The 19,720-nt window shown below is 69.6% G+C and carries 15 protein-coding genes; 7 read left to right on the forward strand and 8 right to left on the reverse strand.

Annotated features, from left to right (window positions below; translation table 11 throughout):
- Nucleotides 1–40: 40 nt before the first annotated feature.
- Complete coding sequence (locus ACQP2O_RS42630) at nt 41–781, forward strand: thioesterase family protein (protein ID WP_433174906.1); 741 nt, start codon at nt 41–43, stop codon at nt 779–781.
- A gap of 147 nt (nt 782–928) precedes the next feature.
- Here ACQP2O_RS42630 and ACQP2O_RS42635 read toward each other — a convergent pair whose 3' ends face one another.
- A complete protein-coding gene (locus ACQP2O_RS42635; RefSeq protein WP_433174907.1) occupies nt 929–1,177 on the reverse strand; it encodes a hypothetical protein in 249 nt (82 codons plus the stop codon).
- A 22-nt stretch (nt 1,178–1,199) separates the two neighbouring features.
- Here ACQP2O_RS42635 and ACQP2O_RS42640 point away from each other — a divergent pair, with 22 nt between their 5' ends.
- A complete protein-coding gene (locus ACQP2O_RS42640; protein WP_433174908.1) occupies nt 1,200–1,730 on the forward strand; it encodes an AAA family ATPase in 531 nt (176 codons plus the stop codon).
- Nucleotides 1,731–1,962: 232 nt separating this feature from the next.
- On the opposite strand, the gene ACQP2O_RS42645 is transcribed toward ACQP2O_RS42640, so the two are convergent.
- Genes ACQP2O_RS42645 through ACQP2O_RS42655 form a run of 3 tightly spaced genes read right to left on the reverse strand, consistent with a single transcriptional unit; the run spans nt 1,963 to nt 5,013 of the window.
- Nucleotides 1,963–2,964, reverse strand: a complete 1,002-nt coding sequence (locus ACQP2O_RS42645; RefSeq protein ID WP_433174909.1) for a GDSL-type esterase/lipase family protein — start codon at nt 2,962–2,964, stop codon at nt 1,963–1,965.
- 11 nt (nt 2,965–2,975) lie between these two features.
- Nucleotides 2,976–4,004, reverse strand: coding sequence for a GDSL-type esterase/lipase family protein (locus tag ACQP2O_RS42650; RefSeq protein WP_433174910.1), 1,029 nt, complete (start codon nt 4,002–4,004; stop codon nt 2,976–2,978).
- 31 nt (nt 4,005–4,035) lie between these two features.
- A complete protein-coding gene (locus tag ACQP2O_RS42655) occupies nt 4,036–5,013 on the reverse strand; it encodes an arabinan endo-1,5-alpha-L-arabinosidase (RefSeq protein WP_433174912.1) in 978 nt (325 codons plus the stop codon).
- Nucleotides 5,014–5,308: 295 nt separating this feature from the next.
- Between ACQP2O_RS42655 and ACQP2O_RS42660 the strand changes: the two genes are divergently transcribed.
- Nucleotides 5,309–6,130 carry an SAM-dependent methyltransferase gene (locus tag ACQP2O_RS42660; protein WP_433174913.1) on the forward strand — a complete coding sequence of 274 codons (822 nt, stop codon included), beginning with the start codon at nt 5,309–5,311 and terminating at the stop codon, nt 6,128–6,130.
- Nucleotides 6,131–6,297: 167 nt separating this feature from the next.
- Entirely contained in the window at nt 6,298–7,413 is a 1,116-nt protein-coding gene (locus tag ACQP2O_RS42665; protein ID WP_433174914.1) for a PrpF domain-containing protein, read from the forward strand.
- 16 nt (nt 7,414–7,429) lie between these two features.
- Here the strand turns inward: ACQP2O_RS42665 and ACQP2O_RS42670 are convergent, their stop codons facing one another.
- Both ACQP2O_RS42670 and ACQP2O_RS42675 read right to left on the reverse strand, forming a co-directional pair.
- Nucleotides 7,430–7,861: a cupin domain-containing protein gene (locus ACQP2O_RS42670; RefSeq protein ID WP_433174915.1), complete on the reverse strand. Its 432-nt coding sequence runs from the start codon at nt 7,859–7,861 to the stop codon at nt 7,430–7,432.
- Nucleotides 7,862–7,888: 27 nt separating this feature from the next.
- Complete coding sequence (locus tag ACQP2O_RS42675) at nt 7,889–8,644, reverse strand: SDR family oxidoreductase (RefSeq protein ID WP_433174916.1); 756 nt, start codon at nt 8,642–8,644, stop codon at nt 7,889–7,891.
- Between the two features lie 384 nt (nt 8,645–9,028).
- On the opposite strand from ACQP2O_RS42675, the gene ACQP2O_RS42680 reads away from it, so the two are divergent.
- The 3 genes from ACQP2O_RS42680 to ACQP2O_RS42690 all read left to right on the forward strand — a co-directional run bounded on the left by ACQP2O_RS42680 (nt 9,029) and on the right by ACQP2O_RS42690 (nt 16,836).
- Nucleotides 9,029–13,171 carry a beta-galactosidase gene (locus tag ACQP2O_RS42680; protein ID WP_433174918.1) on the forward strand — a complete coding sequence of 1,381 codons (4,143 nt, stop codon included), beginning with the start codon at nt 9,029–9,031 and terminating at the stop codon, nt 13,169–13,171.
- 198 nt (nt 13,172–13,369) lie between these two features.
- On the forward strand, nt 13,370–14,989 hold the full coding sequence (locus tag ACQP2O_RS42685; RefSeq protein WP_433174919.1) for a DUF2201 family putative metallopeptidase: 1,620 nt from the start codon (nt 13,370–13,372) through the stop codon (nt 14,987–14,989).
- Complete coding sequence (locus ACQP2O_RS42690; protein ID WP_433174920.1) at nt 14,986–16,836, forward strand: ATP-binding protein; 1,851 nt, start codon at nt 14,986–14,988, stop codon at nt 16,834–16,836. The genes ACQP2O_RS42685 and ACQP2O_RS42690 overlap by 4 nt, the downstream gene beginning before the upstream one ends.
- On the opposite strand, the gene ACQP2O_RS42695 is transcribed toward ACQP2O_RS42690, so the two are convergent.
- Entirely contained in the window at nt 16,837–18,780 is a 1,944-nt protein-coding gene (locus tag ACQP2O_RS42695) for a hypothetical protein (RefSeq protein WP_433174921.1), read from the reverse strand.
- Complete coding sequence (locus ACQP2O_RS42700) at nt 18,777–19,706, reverse strand: hypothetical protein (protein WP_433174922.1); 930 nt, start codon at nt 19,704–19,706, stop codon at nt 18,777–18,779. Before ACQP2O_RS42700 ends, ACQP2O_RS42695 begins: the two co-directional genes overlap by 4 nt.
- Nucleotides 19,707–19,720 lie beyond the last annotated feature (14 nt).

Raw genomic sequence — 19,720 nt, forward strand, 5'->3', positions numbered from 1 at the left:
TCGTCAGCGCGGCCCTCAGACCCATGCGAGCTGCCGTTCTATGGAATCGGCCGACCTGCGCAGCGGCCGCCCTCGCGGTGCTCGGTCGCGCCCTCGCGGACGCGCTGCCCAACCCGACCCGTTCACGGTCTCCGCGCACTTCCTCACCGCGTCGCTGCCCGGACCCGCGGTGATCCGCACCGACGTCGTGCGCAGCGGCCGCACGCTCTCGACCGGGCAGGCGTCCCTGTTCCCGTACGCCGATGACGGCACGGAGATCGAACGCATCCGGGTCCTCGCCTCGTACGGAGACCTGGACACTCTCCCCGACGACGTACGCACCACCGCGAAGCCGCCGGCCCTCCCGCCGATCGAGCAGTGCTTCGGGACCGGTGAGGCACCGGAGGGCGCCCCACCGGTGCCCGGCGGTTGGGCGATCGCCGAACGGCTCGCCTCGAAGCTCGACCCGTCGACCCTGGGTTGGGTGGCCGGCGCGCCCTCCGGGAAGGGTGAGATGCGGGCGTGGTTCCGTCTCGCCGATGGCCGTGACGCGGATCCGCTGTCACTGCTTCTCGCCGTCGACGCATTGCCGCCCACGGCATTCGAGCTGGGGCTCAATGGCTGGGTGCCGACAGTCGAGCTGACCGTACATGTGCGGTGCCGGCCTGCTCCGGGGCCGTTGCGGGTTTCTCTTACGACGCGGAATCTGGCGGGCGGTTTCCTGGAGGAGGACGCGGAGATCTGGGACTCGGCGGACCGCCTGGTCGCCCAATCGCGACAGCTGGCCCGGGTCCAGCTCTAAATGCCTTAGCCAGGCCATACGTCCGGTCAAAGCCCGATCAATTAGTCAGCCGACCGCATGGTGCTTGTTTTGTCAGTGGTGCGGGGAATGATCCGTGGTATGTGCAAGGACGACCGGTCCGCATTGAGTTGCCCGAGCTGTCACGCGTCACTCGTGCTCGCCGCCGCCGACGGCGGTCCCCCGCCGGCTCTGGCTCTCCGGGAGCCGGCGCACCCGCCACCGGTGCAAGAGGTGCTGGCCCAGTACGCGGGCCGGGTCGTCGATCCGGCGACCGCCCGCACCGGTGCCGCCCAGGTTCGCGCCGGCTTGGCCGCGGCCCGCAGCGCGGCTGCCGAGCGTCGCGCCCGGCAGGCCGAGGCCCGGCGTGCCGGCCCCGGTGTCCGAGGCGTTCCACACCGGGCGGCGTGATGATGCCGTCGTGAGGCCGGCGCCGCGCGGGCGTACGTCAACGGCCCTGCCCGCCTTGATCGTCCTGCGGGGCAACTCCGGGTCGGGCAAGACGAGCGTCGCCCATGCGGTGCGGGCGGCCTATGGCCGCGGCCTGGCGATCGTCAGCCAGGACGTCGTACGGCGCGAGATGCTGCGCGAGCATGACGTGCCCGGCGGGGTGAACATCGGGCTGATCGATGTGATCACCCGCCATGCGCTCGGAGCCGGGTATCACGTGGTCCTGGAAGGGATACTCGCCGCCGAGCGGTACGGGACGATGTTGCGGGCCCTGCGCCGGGACCACCCGCGCGGCGCGTGGTTCTACCTGGACGCATCGTGGGACGAGACGCTCCGCCGACACGCGAGCCGGCCGCAACGGGAGGAGTTCGGGGCCGAGCACATGCGGGAGTGGTACCGGCCGCTGGACCTCCTGCCCGGCCGATGCGAGACCGTGATCGCCGAGACCAGCCCGCTCGAGGAGACGGTCCGGCAGGTGATGCGCGAAGCCGGACTGAAGTAGGCATCGGGCGTCCCCGTGGGATGGCGAGTCTCGATCCAGGTAGTCGATGGGGGGTTTCTCCCGGTTTCAGGTGGCTGCACCCCCGGCACGCTGGATGGTGACGGGAGCCAAGCCTGCCCTCCTCCCCCGGCCCCCTTTGATCGGGGCCCGGCGTCCCCCCTGCACGCCGGGCCCCGATAGGGCGCAGGCGTCCGCGTTCCCGGCCCCCCATCGGCGAGGCCGTGATCTCCGGTTACAGCTTGGCAGCGATGACAGGGGCCAGCCGATTGGCGATCTTGACGTGCCCGCCGTCGTTGGGGTGCACCGAGTCGGAGTAGTCGGTGCTCGTCAGCCATCCCTCGGTAGGGACGTAGGAGACCGCGGTGTCACCGGCGGCGATCCGGGCGTTGACCGCGGCCTGGGTCTGCGTGACGTACCTCTTGCGGAATGTCTCAAGCGCGAAGATGTACGCGCGGGGGTATTTCGCCCGGATCGTGGCGAGCAGGTTGGTATAGGAGCCCTGGAACTGCGTGGTCGAGACGCCGTGGCCCACGTCGTTGGTCCCGAGGTTGATCACGACGGCGTTCGCGGCGTATCTGCCGAAGTCCCAGGACGGGTTGGCGGCGTTGGGGTTCAGCTTGGTGTACTGCTGCTCCAGGCCCACGCAGCCGTCCGCCGTCGCGACGAGGCAGGCCCCGCCTTGGGCGATCTGGGTGTGCCGTGCCCCGAGGCGTTCGCCGATGAGCCAGCCGTACGCGGTGAGCGCGTTCTGCGACGTGGTGGTGCCGACGGTGATGGAGTCGCCGACGAACTCGATGAGCTTGGCTGGAGTCGGCGCGGCGTACGTCTTCGCGCCCGAGTCCAGGGCCAGCCCCTGGAAGACCGCGTCTCCGTGGTACGAGCCGGCGACGACCCGGTAGGAGACGCGCAGGGTGTGGCTGCCGGCGGCCAGCGGGGTCGGCGTCAGGTTCACCGTGCCGCTGACGTTGGTCCGGTAGACCCATGCGCCGCCGTCGATGCTGGAGTACAGGTCGATCGTGCCGCGCTGCTTGAGCCTGACCGTCGTGCCGGTGAACCCGGTCGTGAGGTACGCGCCCGCCCAGTACGGCGTGTAGGCGGTCGGGGTGCTGGTGTCCCAGCGTCCGGTGAAGACGATGTTCGGGTCGGTGGGGCCGCCATCGCCGGTCGCCGCCTGCGCGACGAGCCGGCCTGTCGCCAGGACGACGATCAGGGCTGCGAGCAGCGGTTTCCACATGGCGGGCTCCCCTACGGGATCGGGACGCCGATCTTCGGGGCGATGATCGGGGCCAGGTCATTGGCGATCTTGATGTGGCCGGCGTCGTTGGGGTGGCCGTTGCCGTCGGCGTAGTCGACGTTGTCGGTCAGCCAGCCCTCGGTGCCCACGAAGTACACGTTGCGGTCGCCGGCGCTGTTGCGGGCGGCGACGGCGGCCTTGGTGGCGGCGACGTACCGCCGCTTGAAGGTCTCCATGACGAACAGCGCCGCGTTCGGGTACTTGGCCCGGATGTTCTGCAGGAAGCCGGTGTAGGTCGACTGGAAGGTGGCGTCGGTGACGCCGTGGCCGACGTCGTTGGTGCCCAGGTTGATGACGACCGCACTGGCCTGGTAGCGGGTGAAGTCCCAGGCCGTGGTGCCGGTGCTCGCCAGCCGGAAGAACTGCGTGCTCTGCCCGGTGCACCCGTCGGCCGTCATGACCAGGCAGTAGCCCGCGCGGGCGATCTGGACGTGCCGTACGCCGAGCTTCTCGCCGAGCACCCAGCCGTACGCGGTGACGGCCAGCTTCGACGACAGGTACCCCGCGGTGATGGAGTCACCGACGAACTCGATCAGCTTGGGCGAGATCACCGGGGCGACGGTTCCGGCGCCGGAGTCGAAGGTGAAGCCTTGGAAGATCGTGTCGCCGGATCGGTAGGAGACCTGGACGGTGTGGGTGCCGGCGGCCAGGGCGGTCGGGGTCAGGTTCACCGTGCCGCGTACGCCCGCGTAGAACACCTCCGGCGCGCCGTCGATGCTGACGTACATGTTGACCGCGTCGCGCTGCTTGATGTGCAGGGTCCGCCCGGTGAAGGAGGTCTTGAGGTAGGCGCCGGTCCAGTTCGGGACGGCGTCGGACGCCGACTGCGTCCAGCGCCCCACGAAGGCGATGTCGGCGTCGCCTGGACCACCGTCGCTGAGGGCCGCGACCGCGGCCGGGCCGACGGCCGCCGTCATCGCGCCCCATCCCAGTGCGAGGACCGCGACCATCCCGGCCGGCTGCCTGCGCATCGTCCACATGGAACCTCCTCAGTACGGGCGAGGAACCCGGTCAGTAGGCGTACGGCCAGCCCGCTGAGTCGAAGCCGAGGTAGTTGATGCCGAGCTTTGAAGCGCCGTTCGCGTTGGCGTCGTAGTAGTGGTAGACGAGCAGGTCGTGGTCGGCGTCGTGGTAGACCATCTGGCCGCCCGGGCCGATATAGCTCCCGTGCGAGGCGAGCACCGCGGTCCCGCCACCGCTCATCAGCGACGTCCCGTTCCGGTCGGAGTACGGGCCGGTGATGCTGGTCGAGCGGCCGACCGCGATCCAGTACGTGCTGTTCACGCCGCGGCAGCACAGGCCGCGCGAGGTGAACAGGTAGTAGTAGCCGCCGTGGTAGAAGATGTTCGAGCCCTCGATGCCGCCCGAGGCACTGGCCAGGCTGTATCGCGTGGTGTTCGAGGACACCTGCTTGCCGGTACTCGGGTCGATCTGAATGAGCTTGATCCCGGTCCACCAGGAGCCGAACGCCAGCCACCACTTGCCGGAGGCGTCCACCGTGAGATTCGGGTCGATGGCGTTGTAGTCGCTGCTGCTGGAGGACGAATAGACCTTGCCGTAGTCGGTGTACGTGCCCGGGGCGCCCGACGTGCTCGCGGCCAGGCCGATCGCCGAGGTGTTGGAGCCGAAGGTGGACGCGGCGTAGTACAGCAGATACTTACCGCCGTGGTAGGAGACGTCGGGCGCCCACAGCGCGGCCGGGTCGCCGCCGGTGTAGGCGGCGGCCCAGGAGGCACCGCTGGGCAGTGCCTTCCCGGCGGAGGAGAAGGCGGTCCGGTCGGTCGAGGTGGTCACCGGTAGCCCGGCGCCGGTGGAGAACACGTAGTACCGGCCGGCCGAGGTCCTGGTCAGCGACGGATCGTGCACTCCGGTCGCGCCGGTGACCGTACCCGGGTCGGGATAGGCGAGCGCGGTTCCGGTCATGGTGGTGAAGGCGGCGACGGCGGCCGCCACGGCCAGTCCGGCACGCCGCAGGCGCGTGGTTCGCATGGCGGCGGCCCTGCGAGGGAAGCCTCTGCGCATCGTCACCCCTCAGCCTCCGTTCGGTATCTCGACCAATGCTCGAGACGCTGCATCCGCGAAGCTAAGTCGACTCATCAGTCCCGTCAACGGCGCTTTCAGCGGCTTTCACGCCGGGTGCCGATGGAAGCGGCAATCGGAAAAAAGAGTCATATATGCACGAAGTGGCGCGGCGTGGCGATGTGCGGACATGAGGGCACTCGCCTAACCAGTAGGGTGTTCGGTCAGGGGACGTGTCGGACTGATACCCATAGAAGAGGCGGCAATGGGAGAAGAAGATTTCGCCCACGGCCGGAAGCCGTCGGCCAAGATCGACGTCAGCGTCCCGCACCCGTCGCGTGTCTGGAACTACCTGCTGGGCGGCAAGGACAACTTCGCCGTCGACCGCGAGGTCGCCGACCAGATTCGCGTGCTTCTTCCCGGTGTCGTCGCGATGGCACAGGCCGACGAGGCGTTCCGCGGCAGGGCCGTCCAGTACCTCGTCGGCGAGGCCGGCCTACGTCAGTTCCTCGACATCGGCAGCGGTCTGCCCGCCTCCAACAACACGCACCGGATCGCGCAGGCGGTCGCCCCGGAGTCACGCATCGTCTACGGGGACAACGACTACATGGTGCTGACCCACGCCCGCGCCCTGATGACCAGTGGCGCCCCCGGGGTCACCGACTACATCTACGCCGACCTCCACGAACCGGACGAGATCCTGCGTTCCATCGACGGCACGCTCGACCTCAGCCGACCTGTCGCGCTCATGCTGATGGGCAGATCACTGATCTTCCTGGACGACGGTGCGGCGTTCACCACGGTCAAGCGGCTGCTGGACGCGGTTCCCGCCGGCAGCCACCTGGTGCTCACCCACTCCACCAACGAGGGCAGCGGCGAGTCGATGGACGACGCCGTACGCCACTGGAACGAGTCCGCCCCGAGTCAGGTCACGATGCGCTCCCCGCAGCGGCTCGCCGAGTTCTTCGACGGCCTGGACCTCGTGCCGCCGGGTGTCGTGCCGTGCAGCCGCTGGCGTCCCGTTCTCGGCGAGGCTTCCCCGTCGGGCGACGGTGACCAGTTCTGTGGGATCGGGCGCAAGCCCTGACCGGCCAGAACGTTCGAAGAAACGACGAAATCCGCACCTCGAAGCCGGCTACGGCCGAGCTTTAACGTCGGCATAACGCCCCTGCAGATTCCCGAGACCTCACAGCAGGTAACCCACTGTGGAACGCACCCCCCAACGGAGGCCGCCGGTTCCACGAGGAGTCAGCTGTGTTGCGTCTGCAGGGGGAGATGGTCCGCGGAGGAACCAGCAAGTGCTGGATCTTCGAGCATCAGGATGTCGTGGCGACCGGGGTGGACATCGACACCCTGCTGCTCGCCGCCTTCAACGCCGCCGACCCCCGGCAGATCGACGGTGTCGGCGGCGCCTCCTCCACCACGTCCAAGGCCGCGGTCGTACGGGCGTCCGCCGAGCCCGGCGTCGACGTCGAGTACGCCTTCGCCCAGGTCGGCGTCGGCGACGAGCGCGTGGAGTGGGCGGGCAACTGCGGTAACTGCGCCACCGCCGTGGCGCTCTACGCCCTCCACCGGGGCCTCGTATCGATCACCTCGGACGCCACCACCGTCCGCATGGTCAACACCAACACCGGGGCCCGGCTCACCGGGACGATCCCCACTCCGGGCCTCGTGCCTCCTGACGAGGGCACGGCCGTGGTCCCCGGTGCGTCCGCGTTCGGTGTTCCGGTGCTGCTCGGGTTCCAGGACCCGGCGGGCTCGGTCACCGGCCGTGCCCTGCCCACCGGCCGCCCCCTGGACACCCTGGCCGGACGGGACGGTCCCGTCGAGGCCTCCCTGATCGACTCGGGCGCTCCCGTCGCGCTCTTCGACGCCAAGGCGTTCGGTCTCGACGGCACCGAATCCGTCGCCGAATTCGCCACCGTGGTCCCCACGCTCACCGCGCTGCGCCGTCAGGCCGCCGTCGCGATGGGCCTGGCCGGGCCGGACGACCCGGTCAGCCACGCGGTGCCGAAGGTCGGCATCGTCGGTCGCCCGGCCGCGTTCCGCACCACGGAGGGCACGCTGGTCGACCAGGACGAGTACGACCTGGCCGTGCGCATGGTCTCCATGCACGCGCCGCACCCGGCGATCGGCCTCACCTCCGCCATCGCCCTGGCCACCGCGGCCGCCGTCCCCGGCACCCTCGCCCACCGCGTCGCCCGGCCGACCGCCGACGGCACGCTGCGTCTGGGGACTCCCGCAGGCGTGATCACCGCCCGAGCAGTCCCCGCACCGGATGGCGCGTCCTCCACGGTGCTGTTGCATCGTGCCGCTCGGCGCATCGTACGGGCCGAACTCCTCGTTCCCGCTCCGGACAGGCGCTCCTAAGGAGCCGCGACGGCTCCTACGGGCGTCCTGCCGGCCGAGGGGCGCGGCGGTCCGCGCGCTGGGCGAGTTCGTCCTCATCGACGAGGGTGAGCATCGGCTTCCCCGGCTCGCACAGCATCGTGACGGTGAAGCGGAGCCGGACGTCGTCGCGGTTGTTGCCGTCCTGGTAGTGGATGACGTCGCCGCCCGGCTCCCAGAACGCCTCGCCCGCGCGTACGACCCGCTCCGGCTCGCCTTCGAGCTCGAACAGCATCTCGCCCTCCACCACGTACCCGAAAGCCGGGCCGGAGTGGCGGTGCGGCGGCGCGCCGGGATCGCCGGGCGGGTACTCGATGACCACGGTCATCACGTGCACCCCGGCGGGGATGAACGGCGGCTCTGCCTCCTGCAGCGTGGTGAGCGCCGTCTGCCACGCGGTCGATCTGGCCTTCTGCGTTCTATCCGACACGAGAGGTACCCCCCTGCGGGATCGTCGTTACTTGGTGGCGGGGATGCGGCCGGGCCAGGCGCCGTAGTGGATCTTGCCGAGGATCGCGTCGTCCCCCGGTACCAGGGATCGCTCACTCAGCTCGGTGCCGAAGTACCGCGCGTGGGGGTCGGTGACGACCTCGCGCGGGTCGTTCCAGGCTGCCAGGGCCTTCCGGAAGAACTCGTCCATCCGGGACCGGTCAGGCCCGCCGGTCTCCACCCGGCCGTTGAGCGGCGCTCCGGCCGCGACGTCGGCGACCACGCGGGCCACGTCGTCGCTCGCCATGGGCTGGAAGGACACCGGGGCGATCCGGACGCTCCCGCCGTCGGTGGCGCCGTCGGCGATGCCGCGGACGAACTCGAAGAACTGCGTGGCGTGCACGATCGAGAACGGGATCGACGAGCCCTCGATCAGCTTTTCCTGCACGAGCTTCGCCCGCATGTAGCCGCTGTCGGGCAGTCGTTCGGTCCCCACGACCGACAGCGCGACGTGGTGCCCGACACCCGCGGCGGCCTCGGCGGCCATCAGGTTGCCGGTGGAGGTCTGGAAGAACTCCAGCACCGGGGCGTCCTCGAAGGAGGGCGAGTTCGACACGTCGACCACCACGGACGCGCCGGTCAGGACCTCGGACAGGCCTTCGCCGGTGAGGGTGTTGACGCCGGTGCTCGGCGCCGCCGCCACCACCTCATGACCCTGCTCGCGCAGATGCGCCGCGACCTTGGACCCGATCAGGCCGGTACCGCCGATGACAACGATCTTCATGACATGCCTTTCCTGTCCGCCGGGCACGGTTCGGCACCCGGTCGCCAGCTAAGACCGGACAGCGCCACCGCCTGTGACAGCCCCCGTGAAAATCCTTCCCTGTGAAATCGAGCAGATCCCAGTCACCTCGAAACGAACATTTTTCAACATCGAAGGGTGTCGGTTTCGCGCCTGCTTCAAGGCGGTGATGCTCGCCCGGTCAGAGCGGACCGCATCGCTGACGCTGCCGCCTTGGTGCAGGCGTGTCCGTTCATCCCCATGTGAGGCCAAAAGCGGCACGAACCGGCCCTTGACGGCTCTTTTCGCAGGCCTCACACTGCACACACGAAACAGCGCGTTTACACAGCTTTAAACGCGTCCCGCCGGTAAGCGAGGCCCCGAAACATGCTCCCTGGCATCCTGCGACTCCTGGCCCGCTCGCGCGCGGCCGTGGCCGCGATCCTGACCCTGACGTTGCTCGGATCGGGCGTCGGCACCGTTTCGGTGGCGAACGCCGCACCCGTCCCGGCGGCGGCCCCCGCCGCCGCCGCCGCCGGGACGGCGCACTCGGTGACCTACGACGGCTACTCGTTCAAGATCGACGGCAGGCGTACGTACCTGTGGTCCGGCGAGTTCCACTACTTCCGGCTGCCCAACCAGGACCTGTGGCGGGACGTGCTGCAGAAGATGAAGGCCGCCGGCTTCAACGCGGTCTCCCTCTACTTCGACTGGGGCTACCACTCCCCGGCGCCCGGCGTCTACGACTTCACCGGCGTACGCGACGTGGACAAACTGCTCGACATCGCCGACCAGGTGGGCCTGTACGTGATCGCGCGCCCCGGCCCGTACATCAACGCCGAGGTCGACGGCGGCGGCTTCCCCGGCTGGCTCTCCACCAAGGCCGGCAACACCCGCACCGGCGACCCGAAGTACCTGAAGTACAGCGACGAGTGGCAGACGCGGATCGACCGCATCCTGGCCCGCCACCAGTTCACCGACGGCACCGGACCGGTGATCGAGTACCAGGTGGAGAACGAGTACTACAACGGCAACGCGGCCGGCCGGGCGTACATGAAGCACCTGGAGAACCAGGCGACGGCCGACGGCATCAAGGTCCCGCTGGTCGGCAACAACAACGGCACGTTCAACGCCGGTGACGCCGCTCTCGACGTGGACGCCGCCGATTCGTACCCGCAGGGCTTCAACTGCTCCAACCCCACCAAGTGGCGCGGCGTGCCGGACATCAGCTACGACCATGTGGCGGGCAAGCCGCTGGCGACCGCGGAGTTCCAGGGCGGCGCCTTCGACCCGTGGGGCGGCCCCGGCTACGACAAGTGCGCACAGTTGATCAACGACCAGTTCGCCGACGTGTTCTACAAGCAGAACATCGCGGTCGGCGCGACCGAGCAGAGCTTCTACATGACCTACGGCGGCACCAACTGGGGCTGGCTGGGCATGCCGCAGAACTACACCTCCTACGACTACGGCGCCGCGATCCGCGAGACCCGCCAGCTCGATCCCAAGTACGACCAGGACAAGCTGATCGGCTACTTCACCCAGGCCGTCGCGCCCCTCACCAAGACCGACGCGATCGCCGCGACCACCGACAACGCCAAGGTCACCGACACCGCCCGGATGAACCCCGACACCGGGACCCAGTTCCACGTCCTGCGGCACAGCGACTCCACCGCCACCACCACCGACTCCGCCCACGTGACGCTCGACTTCGGCGCCCACCCCGGATACACCTACGACGACCCCGACGCGGCCCTCCACTACACCGGCACGTGGTCGCACGTCGGCCCCGAGCAGAACTACACCGGCGGCGACTACAAGCACACCGAGTCCTTCTCGAACACCCAGGGCGACAGCGCCTCGGTCGACTTCACCGGCACCGGCGTGAAGTGGATCAGCAACCTCGACGGCAACCACGGCATCGCCGACGTCTACCTCGACGGCGCGAAGGTCAAGACCGTCGACCTGTACGGGGCCGCCAAGCAGAACCAGTACGTCGCCTACCAGGCCACCGGCCTCGCCAACGGACCGCACACGCTCAAGATCGTCGTGACCGGCGACAAGAACGCGGCGGCGTCCGGCTCGTTCGTGACGATCGACGCGATCGACGTGCTCACCGGCTCCTCGGCGCCGGCACCGGTGTACACGATCCCGCAGCAGGCGGGCACCGCCCTCACCCTGAACGGCCGGGAGTCCACGATCATCGTCGCCGGGTACGACCTTGGCGGTAACCAGCTGCGGTACTCCACCTCGCAGGTCATGACCAACGCCACCATCGGCGGCCGGGACGTCGCCGTGCTCTATGGCGACCACGGCTCGCAGGGCGAGACCGTCCTGCACTACGCGGCCAAGCCCACCGTGACGGCCACCGGCGGCACCGTCGACTCCACCTGGGACCCGGCAACCGGCGACCTGCGGCTGAACTACCAGCACAGCGGCCTGACCCGCGTGAGCATCACCGGCGGCGCCCACCCGCTGCTCCTGCTGCTCGCGGACACCGCCACCGCCAAGACCTTCTGGCGGCGGGACACCGCGGCCGGCCCGGTGCTGGTCCGCGGCACCCACCTGCTGCGCGACGCGACTTCCAACGGCACGGCCCTCGCCCTGACCGGTGACACCGGAACCGACGGCGCCGTCGAGGTCTTCTCCACCGCCGGATCCCTGACCTGGAACGGCCGGCCGGTCACGACCAAGCGCGGCGACGGCGGCAGCCTCACCGGCACCCTGCCCACCGCCGCCCCCATCACCCTGCCCGCGCTGACCGACTGGCGGCACGCGCAGGAGTCGCCCGAGTCCCAGCCCGGGTTCGACGACTCCACCTGGCAGACCGCCGACAAGACCACCACCAACAGCACCACCTCCCCGGGCTCGCTCCCGGTGCTGTTCGCCGACGACTACGGCTTCCACACCGGAAGCACCTGGTACCGCGGCCGGTTCACCGGCACCGGCAAGGAGAGCGGCATCACTCTGAGCACTCAGAGCGGCGGCGGAGCCGCGGCCTCCTCGGTGTGGCTCAACGGCACCTTCCTCGGCAGCTCGACCTCCGACGGCCAGAAGACGTACACCTTCCCGGCCGGCACCGCGCACACCGGCGGCGACAACGTCCTGTCCGTCCTCACCGTGAACATGGGCCACGAGGAGGACTACAACGAGTCCAACGGCAACAAGGCCGCCCGCGGTCTGACCGGCGCCACCCTCACCGGCGACCCGCTGAACACCGTCACCTGGCGGCTGCAGGGTGTACGCGGCGGCGAAACCCCCGTCGACACCGTGCGCGGCCCGCTGGCCACCGGCGGCCTGTACGGCGAGCGGGCCGGCTGGATGCTGCCCGGCTACCCCACCGACAACTGGTCCCCCGTGCGGCTTCCCGCCACCGACACGACCCCCGGGGTCTCCTGGTACACCACCGACGCCGACCTGAACCTGCCCAAGGGACAGGACACCTCGCTCGGCCTGGCCTTCACCGACAACCCGTCCCGTAAGTACCGCGCCGAGGTCTACGTCAACGGCTGGCACATGGGCAACTACGTCAACTACCTCGGACCGCAGCACAGCTTCCCGATCCCGAACGGCGTACTGAACCCGCACGGGAGCAACCGCATCGCCATCGCCGTCTGGAACCTCGACGGCTCCACCGGCGGCCTCGGCACGGTCGCCCTGACCAACTACGGCAGCTACGCCTCCTCGCTGGGCGTCGCGCAGAACGACAGCCCCCGGTACAGCCGGGCGCGCTACGCCATGCCCGCCGCGCCCGGTGCGCAGGTCGGCCTGCAGGTGCCCGGATCGGCCGGCGCCGGGCAGCACTTCACCGCGACGGCGACGGTCTCGGTGCCGGCCGACCAGCCCACGGCCTTCGGTGTGACGGCCAAGCTCGCCGCACCGGACGGCTGGACGGTCAACCCGCAGCCGGCCCCGTCCGGCGCGAAGCGGATCGAACCCGGCGCGTCGGCGACCTTCAGCTGGGACGTCACCGCGCCCGCGACCGTGGACAAGACCAGCGCGTTCACGGCCACCGCGACCATGGTCCAGCGCGGCCGGCCCGCCACCGTCGCCGACGAACGGGTCATCACCGCGATACCGTCCGCCCCGCCGGCGGGGAAGGACCAGGTCAGCGACCTGCCGTTCATGTCGGCCACCAACGGATGGGGGCCGGTGGAACGCGACCAGAGCGTCGGCAACACCGCGGCGGGCGACGGCACCCCGCTCAAGCTCGGCGGCACGGTGTACGCCAAGGGCCTGGGCACCAACTCACCCAGCGACGTCCAGGTGTACCTCGCCGGTCAGTGCAGCCGGTTCACCGCCACCGTGGGCGTGGACAACGGCGACCCGGGCACCGTCACCTTCTCCGTCATCCTCGACGGAAAGGTGCTCACCACCACCCCGGTGCTGAACGGAAAGTCGACGCCCGTCGACATCGACGTCCCCGTCACCGGCGGCCAGGTCCTCGACCTGTCCGTGGGCGACGGCGGTGACGGCAACGGCAACGACCACGGAGACTGGGCAAACCCGGTACTCACCTGCGGCGGCGCCTGACCATCAGGGGCGATCCGTTCCCTTCGTGCCCCGCTCTGTCACTTCGGCGACAGAGCGGGGCACTTCCGTCTCGGCTCCAGGGCGTGTCCGGTACCGCTGATCGATCGACGGCGTATTTCGTCGCATCGGCCCGCTATCGTGCCTGCGGGCGGGACAAGATCGATCACGATGGAAGCGGACCGTCCGCGGGGAAGCGGCATGCCCGACGGGCTCGCCCTGGCCAATGGGAATCGGGAGGCAGAGGTGTCGTTGCTTCGTGAGCCCCGCCTGTCGGACCTGCGTCGGCTGATGGCGGAGGAGCCGGGCGACCCGGAGGTGGTCGAGGAGGCCCGGCGGCGCAAGGAGTCCGCACTGCTGGATTTCGGAGTCGGACAGAGCGTGGTGGCGTCCTGGCTGTACGCGAAGTGCCATCACCACATTCCCACCGTCGCGGTCCCCACCGCCGCGGTGGTGGCCACCGGCGACGGCAGCTGTGCTCTGCTCTACAACCCGTACTTCTTCCTGGAGTTGGGCTACGACGGGGTCAAGTTCGTGCTGTTCCACGAGGCCCGGCACCTGATGCACCGGCACCTCTATGTGGACGAGGACCTGCGTACCGACCCGGCGTTCACGCTGGCCGCCGAAGTCGCCATCAATCACGTCGCCCTGCGTCGGTTGGAACCGGCCGGCCTGCCCACGATTCCGGCACGCGCCCGGCCCGGTGGCCGGGACACCGATCCGGCCGGCGGCGCTGGAGCCGGCACCGAGCCGCGAGAGCCGGTCGGCGTCGACCCGGAGCTGGTCTACCAGGCGTACCGGGAGGACCTGCGGCGGCAAGGGCTGTCCCCGCTGCCGTACGACGAGTTCAGTTACACCGACCTCACGGTGTACGGCGAGTTGCGCCGAATGAAGACGCTCCACGAGCCCGGGCCGACGTACTGCATCCGCCTGGAGGGTGACCTGGGCGGTGGCGCCGCCGGCTCCGGCGACGAGACCGACGGGGACGGCGACCGCGACGGCGGCCATGAGCGGGACGGTGACCGGAGCAGCGGCCTCGGGCGGGGAGGCGGCCGGGCCGGTCGGTGGGGCGTCCCGATGGACGCCGAGACCGTGGAGCATGTGGGCGACGAGGTCCTACGCGAGGTGATGCAGGCCGCGCTGCGCGGTAATCCCGCGGCGCGCGGCGAACTGCTCGACCTGGCCGACCGCACCGCCGACGGCGGCGAACGGCTGGAGCGGTTGTGGGGCGGCCTGGGCCTCGACAAACTGCGCGGCACCACTCCGACGACCCGCCGGATCGACTGGTGGCAGCAGTGGTTGACCGACGTGCTCGCCTCGAAGCTGGACGAGAGCGACCGGCTGATCTACCCGAAGAAGCATGGCGCGATCATGCTGGCGCTGGGCCACGACCCGATGCTGACCCGGCGCGGACCGGAGCGGCTGAAGGTCGTGCTCATCGCGTTCGACACATCGGGCTCGATGCCCGACTCCGTGGTCGAGTGGCTGACCACCCTGGTCGGGCGGACCGACGGGGTGGAGAGCCACTGGCTCAGCTTCGACGGCGTCGTGGTGCCGTTCGTCCCCGGGGAACGCGTGTCGGGCGGAGGCGGTACCGATTTCCAGAACGTCGTCGACTACGCCGAGGGGCGGCTCGCGGTGAACGGCAAGCGGTTCGAGGCCGAACCCGACGCGATCATCATGGTGACCGACGGGTACGCGCCCCACGTCACCCCCGCCGATCCCGACCGGTGGATCTGGCTCATCACCGACAACGGCGATGACTGGCCGGAACGCCATCACCGCCCGATGGCCTGCCATCGGGTCACGTCCGGACGATGACCGAGGAGAACGCCGTAGTGCCCGCTTGGAACACCACCGCCACCTACCCGGACGCGCCCGGCCCCACGGCGAAGCTCGAGAAGTTCATCGACGCGATGATCGCCATCGGCCAGACCGGGCAGATCTTCGGCGAGCACGGCATCGGTAAGACGTCCACATTCGTGTCGTACGTGCCGAAGCGGTTCCCCGGCACCACCCTGGTGGTCCTGCCCGCGGCCAACCTCGCCCCGGACGACCTGCTGGTCAACGCCCCGGTACGCGACGATCGCAGTGGAGAGCTGGTGCTCCGCCAGCTCATCATGCGGCAGCTCGTTCCGGGCAAGCCGTTCGTCCTGCTCATCGACGACGCGCTGCAGGCCGGCAACACCGTGCAGTCGCAGCTCATGCAGCTCGCCTGCAACTGGACCCTGGGTGAGTACGATCTGCGCGAGCTGGGCTGTGTCGGGGTGTTCCTCACCGACAACGAGTCGCTGGCCGAGACCAGCGTACGCCGGTCCGACCTGGCGATTCTCGACCGGATGGTCACCATCCGGCTGACGGCGAACGACACCGCGTGGCGGCAGGCGCTGGCCGAGCGGTATCCCGACTGGGATCTGCGCGAGGTGTTCCGGCAGTGGGCGGCGCTCAGCCCCCACCTGCGTCACCTGTTCTCGCCGCGCACCCTGCAGCACGTTCTCGACTGCGCCCGCGCCGGGTTCCCGCTGGCCTGGGGACTGCCGTTGCTGAACGGCCACCGGCTGGCGCTGGCCGAGGAGAGGAAGGACGGTAAGCCGGGCCGGGACCGCACCGCGGAAGTGCTCGACGGCATCGCCGCGGCGGTCGGTGCGCGCAACCCGGCCACCGTGGCCGACCCGGTCCGTCGCATCCTCCGGGCCGCGATGACCCACCGCTGGGCGGTCCTGCTGCAGGGTCCGCCCGGGTGCGGCAAGACGGAGATCACCAAGCAGATCGCCAGGGAGGAGACCGGCGAGGAACCGGTCTACTTCTCGCTGCCGGTGACCAACGTCGAGGACCTGTGCGTGCCGGTGCCCACCCGGGACGGGTCGCTGGACGCCATGCTCGCCCGGTCGCTGCTCGACCCGAAGCCCAAGGTGCTGGTCTGGGACGAGTACAACCGGCCGAAGGACAAGGCGACCTTCGCCAAGCTGATGGAGATCACCCAGGAGTGGACGCTCGCCGGACGCCCGATCCCGAACCTGCGGGCGCAGGTGGCGTTGCAGAACCCGCCGTACCACCTGGGCCGCAAGCTGCTCGTGACGAGCAACAACGTGGCCCAGGCCAGCCGGTTCACCATCAGCTACGAGGTGCTCCCGGAGGACATCCCGGCCAACGAGTGGCTGATATCGACGTACGGTGAGACGGCCGAGACGGTCCTGGAGTGGTGGAAGAACGACATCGACGACGAGGGCCGGGACTGGATCACCAAGCGCACTCTGGAGCGGCTGATCAAGCTGCATCAGGCGGACATGCCGTTGCAGTCGGGCCTGATCTATCTCGGCGACGGCGAGTACGCGCCGGTGCCGCTGTCCGGGCTGGAGGCCCGCCTGGCCGACCGGCCGCAGATCGGCCTGGCGGAGCTCGCCGGCAACTGCCCGAGCTGGGAGGCCCGGCTGTCGAGCGCGGCCGAGACGACCGAGGAGGGCACCGACGACACCGACCTGGTCCACCAGGTGTTCTCCAACGCCGAGGTGTCCCAGCTGGAGAAGCATCTCGACGTCGTGGCCCGGCTGCTCCCGTACCTGCCGCCGAAGCTGCGCGCCACCTACCTGGTCGGGCAGACCCCGGAACGGCAGCGCTTCTGGATAACCGCCCTGGGCCGGATGGGCGAACTGTCCGCGTCAGGGTAGTCAGTTCACCTGGGCCGTCGATGCCTCCGCCGGCGCGCCGGCGGGGGAATCCTCGTCCTCGTAGTCCTCGTCCTCGTCGTCCTCCCACTCCTCGTCGTCGTAGTCCTCCCAGTCCCCGTCGAGGTCGGAGTCCTCGAGCGGACGGATCATCGGGACGGACACGGTGGACTGCTCGTGATTCACCATCCAGGAGTTACGGAAGAAGTCGAATTTCAGGTGATAGCAGTCGGCGGACTCGGCGAACAGGATCGGCGGGACGAGGAAGTGCGCCACGTCGACGGTGGCCGCGGTGGTGATGAAGTCCTCGGCCGGGGGAACGGGGGGACCGCCCTGGCAGGAGGCGAAGTTCACCGGCGTCAGCGACTCCTTGCCGAGAACGTGGATGCGGTTGCCCTCAACGACGAACCTGTTCGGATCGAGAAGGACGTCCTCGCCGAGCATCAGAATCGGCGCCGGCATGATGTCCGCCTTCGCGGAGTCCTGTGCGCGCGTGTAGTGCTCGATGATGTCGGCGTTGCGCGTGGTGTCGAGATTATTGGGGCCGATCATGCCTCCGCTGCAGATCCCGCAAGCACAGTCGGGCAGCTCGCGGGTGTCGGGCTTCTCTGGCTCGGGGAACAGCATGGACTTGTCGAACGGCGCGAGCGGCGACTCGCCGCGCTCGTCCTCGAGGGCGCGCTTGTCCTTGAGGAAGGGCGGGATCCAGTCCGTGCCGTCGGCCTCGATCACCTCTGAGTCGCACAGGGAACGGAACGAGGCGTCGCCGACCTTGCAGTTGAAATAGTCGAGCAGCGTGATCGCGGCGCACTCGGCCGGCGAGAGTTCGTCGCTCTTGGCGAACCAGAAGTCATAGCCGTTCGCGACGAAATGCGCGCCGCGGAACCGCTTGTGGACGAAAGGCTCGCGGGTGGAACCGGGAGCGAGGCCGTTCCAGTGCGCCGCGGCGACCTGGTTGTAGTAGGCGTCGACATGGCGGGCGAGCTCGGGAGCGAAGACGCTCTCGCCGGTCAGATAACAGGCCTTGCTGAACAGCGCGCCGATCTCGGGATCGTGCGTGACGTCCGGATCGGTGAAGACGAGTTCGGTCCGCAGGAAGACCTTGCGGCCATCGTGGTAGGGCGCGCCCTCGTGCTCGTACCGCTGGTCGAAGATCACACAGGTGAAGGGCTCGATCTCCGCGAGCGCACCGCCCCCGGTGAGGTCGAGGGCGGGCGCGCCCGACCCGCCGGTGAGGTAGAGCAGGACCGTGTAACGGGAGACGTGCCGACGGGAGGCGTCGTAGTACGGCGTGTCGCGGTGACGGTGGAAGTTGGCGTCGCCCGGCTCGAAGCGGTTGCAGCGGAACACGGGGTTCACGTGCGAGAAGCCGTCGAGCGACGACTCCGGCATCGCCTTGGCCACCGCCGCGGTGAGCGCCTCGGCGAGCAGCGCCGAGTGGAAGATGAAGCGGTCGCCGCCGCGCGAGGCGGCGTTGAGCGGCGGGACGTAGAGGTCGAGCGAGTCAAGGTGCTCAAGGCGGGCGCGGGCAGCGGCCGGGAGCCGCAGTGCGAACGAGTACGCCTCCTTCGCGAACTCCGCGCGCTCGGTGAGCTCGATGAGCTCCAGGTCCGGCCCGGCGTCCGCGAACAGGCGGTCGAGCGGAAGGATGTTCTCGAACGTGCGGAACGACAGCTCGCTCGGATCGACGAAGACGGCGGCCAGGTACGGCGCGGTCTCACTGGGCCGGGCGAACAGGTCGCGCACGCCGGCGTCGAGGCGCTCGGCATCGACGAAGCGCACCGCCTTGAACCGTGACGTCGGGTGCCAGCAGACCGCCAGCCCGTCGAGCGTCGCGGTGGGCTCGCTGTCGGTCGCGTCCACCTGGGCGCGGTACCGGGCGACCTCTTCGGCGGGGGCCCTGCCGGTCGACAGCGCGAAGAAACGATCGCGGAGCTCGATGCTCATACACTCCTCCAGTAACTGCGCAGCGCGGGCGGGAGTCCAGGGGCGGACGCGAGCGTCTTCGCGCCGGCGTCTCCGACGTCGTCGCGGTACAGCAGCAGCCGCCGGAGCGAGCCGATGAACGGCGCCTCGAGCAGGGCCTGCGCCCCCTCCGCGCCGATCTCGTTGTATCGCAGGTCGAGCTCGGCCAACCCCTCGAAACGATGGAGCGCGCGTATACCCTCCGCGGTCAGCAGGTTTCGCTGGAGGCGCAGGCGGCGAGCGCCGCTGAAGTACGGGGACGCCGCGAGGGCCGCCAGGCCGGCGTCGCCGATGCGGGAGTACCGCAGGTCGAGCGCCTCAAGTCCCCCCATCACGGTCGAGGCGGCGTCGGACGCCTCCAGGCGGAAGTACGTCGAGACGGCGAGGGCCTGGGCCCCGAGCGCGCCGATGCGGAAGTAGGAGAGATCGAGTTCGACGAGCCGGCCGATGTTGAGCGTCGCGAGCGCGCCGGTGTCGAGGTCCGGAGACGAGGTCGGCTCAGGTTCCTCGTCGTAATCCTCTTCCCAGTACTCCTCTGACTCATCGGCGGCCGGTGCGATCCGCAGCGCGGTCACAAAGGGGGCCCGCATGACCTGCTCGATCAGCACGGGTGCACTGTCGGACCATTCGACGGCGACCTTCGTGGCGAATCCGTGCCGACGCGCCAGGACGGTCGCCCCCGGCGGCAGCGCCGCGTCCCAGCTCTGCCGGTGCTCCCTCACGAGCGCGTCCATCTCGTGTTCCAGGGCATCGCGATCGGTGGGACGGGCCTGCGCGTGACGCTGCGCGAGCTTGATCAGCTCACCGCGGGCGTCACCCTGTTCGAGGAACCGGTCCGCATAGGCACGCCACGAGACGAGATCGTCAGGGTGATCGCGCAGCGCCTGTTCGAGAGCTGCCGCCTTCATCCGGGGGATGGTAG

This window comes from Actinoallomurus sp. CA-150999, assembly GCF_050942425.1.
Lineage (GTDB): Bacteria > Actinomycetota > Actinomycetes > Streptosporangiales > Streptosporangiaceae > Actinoallomurus.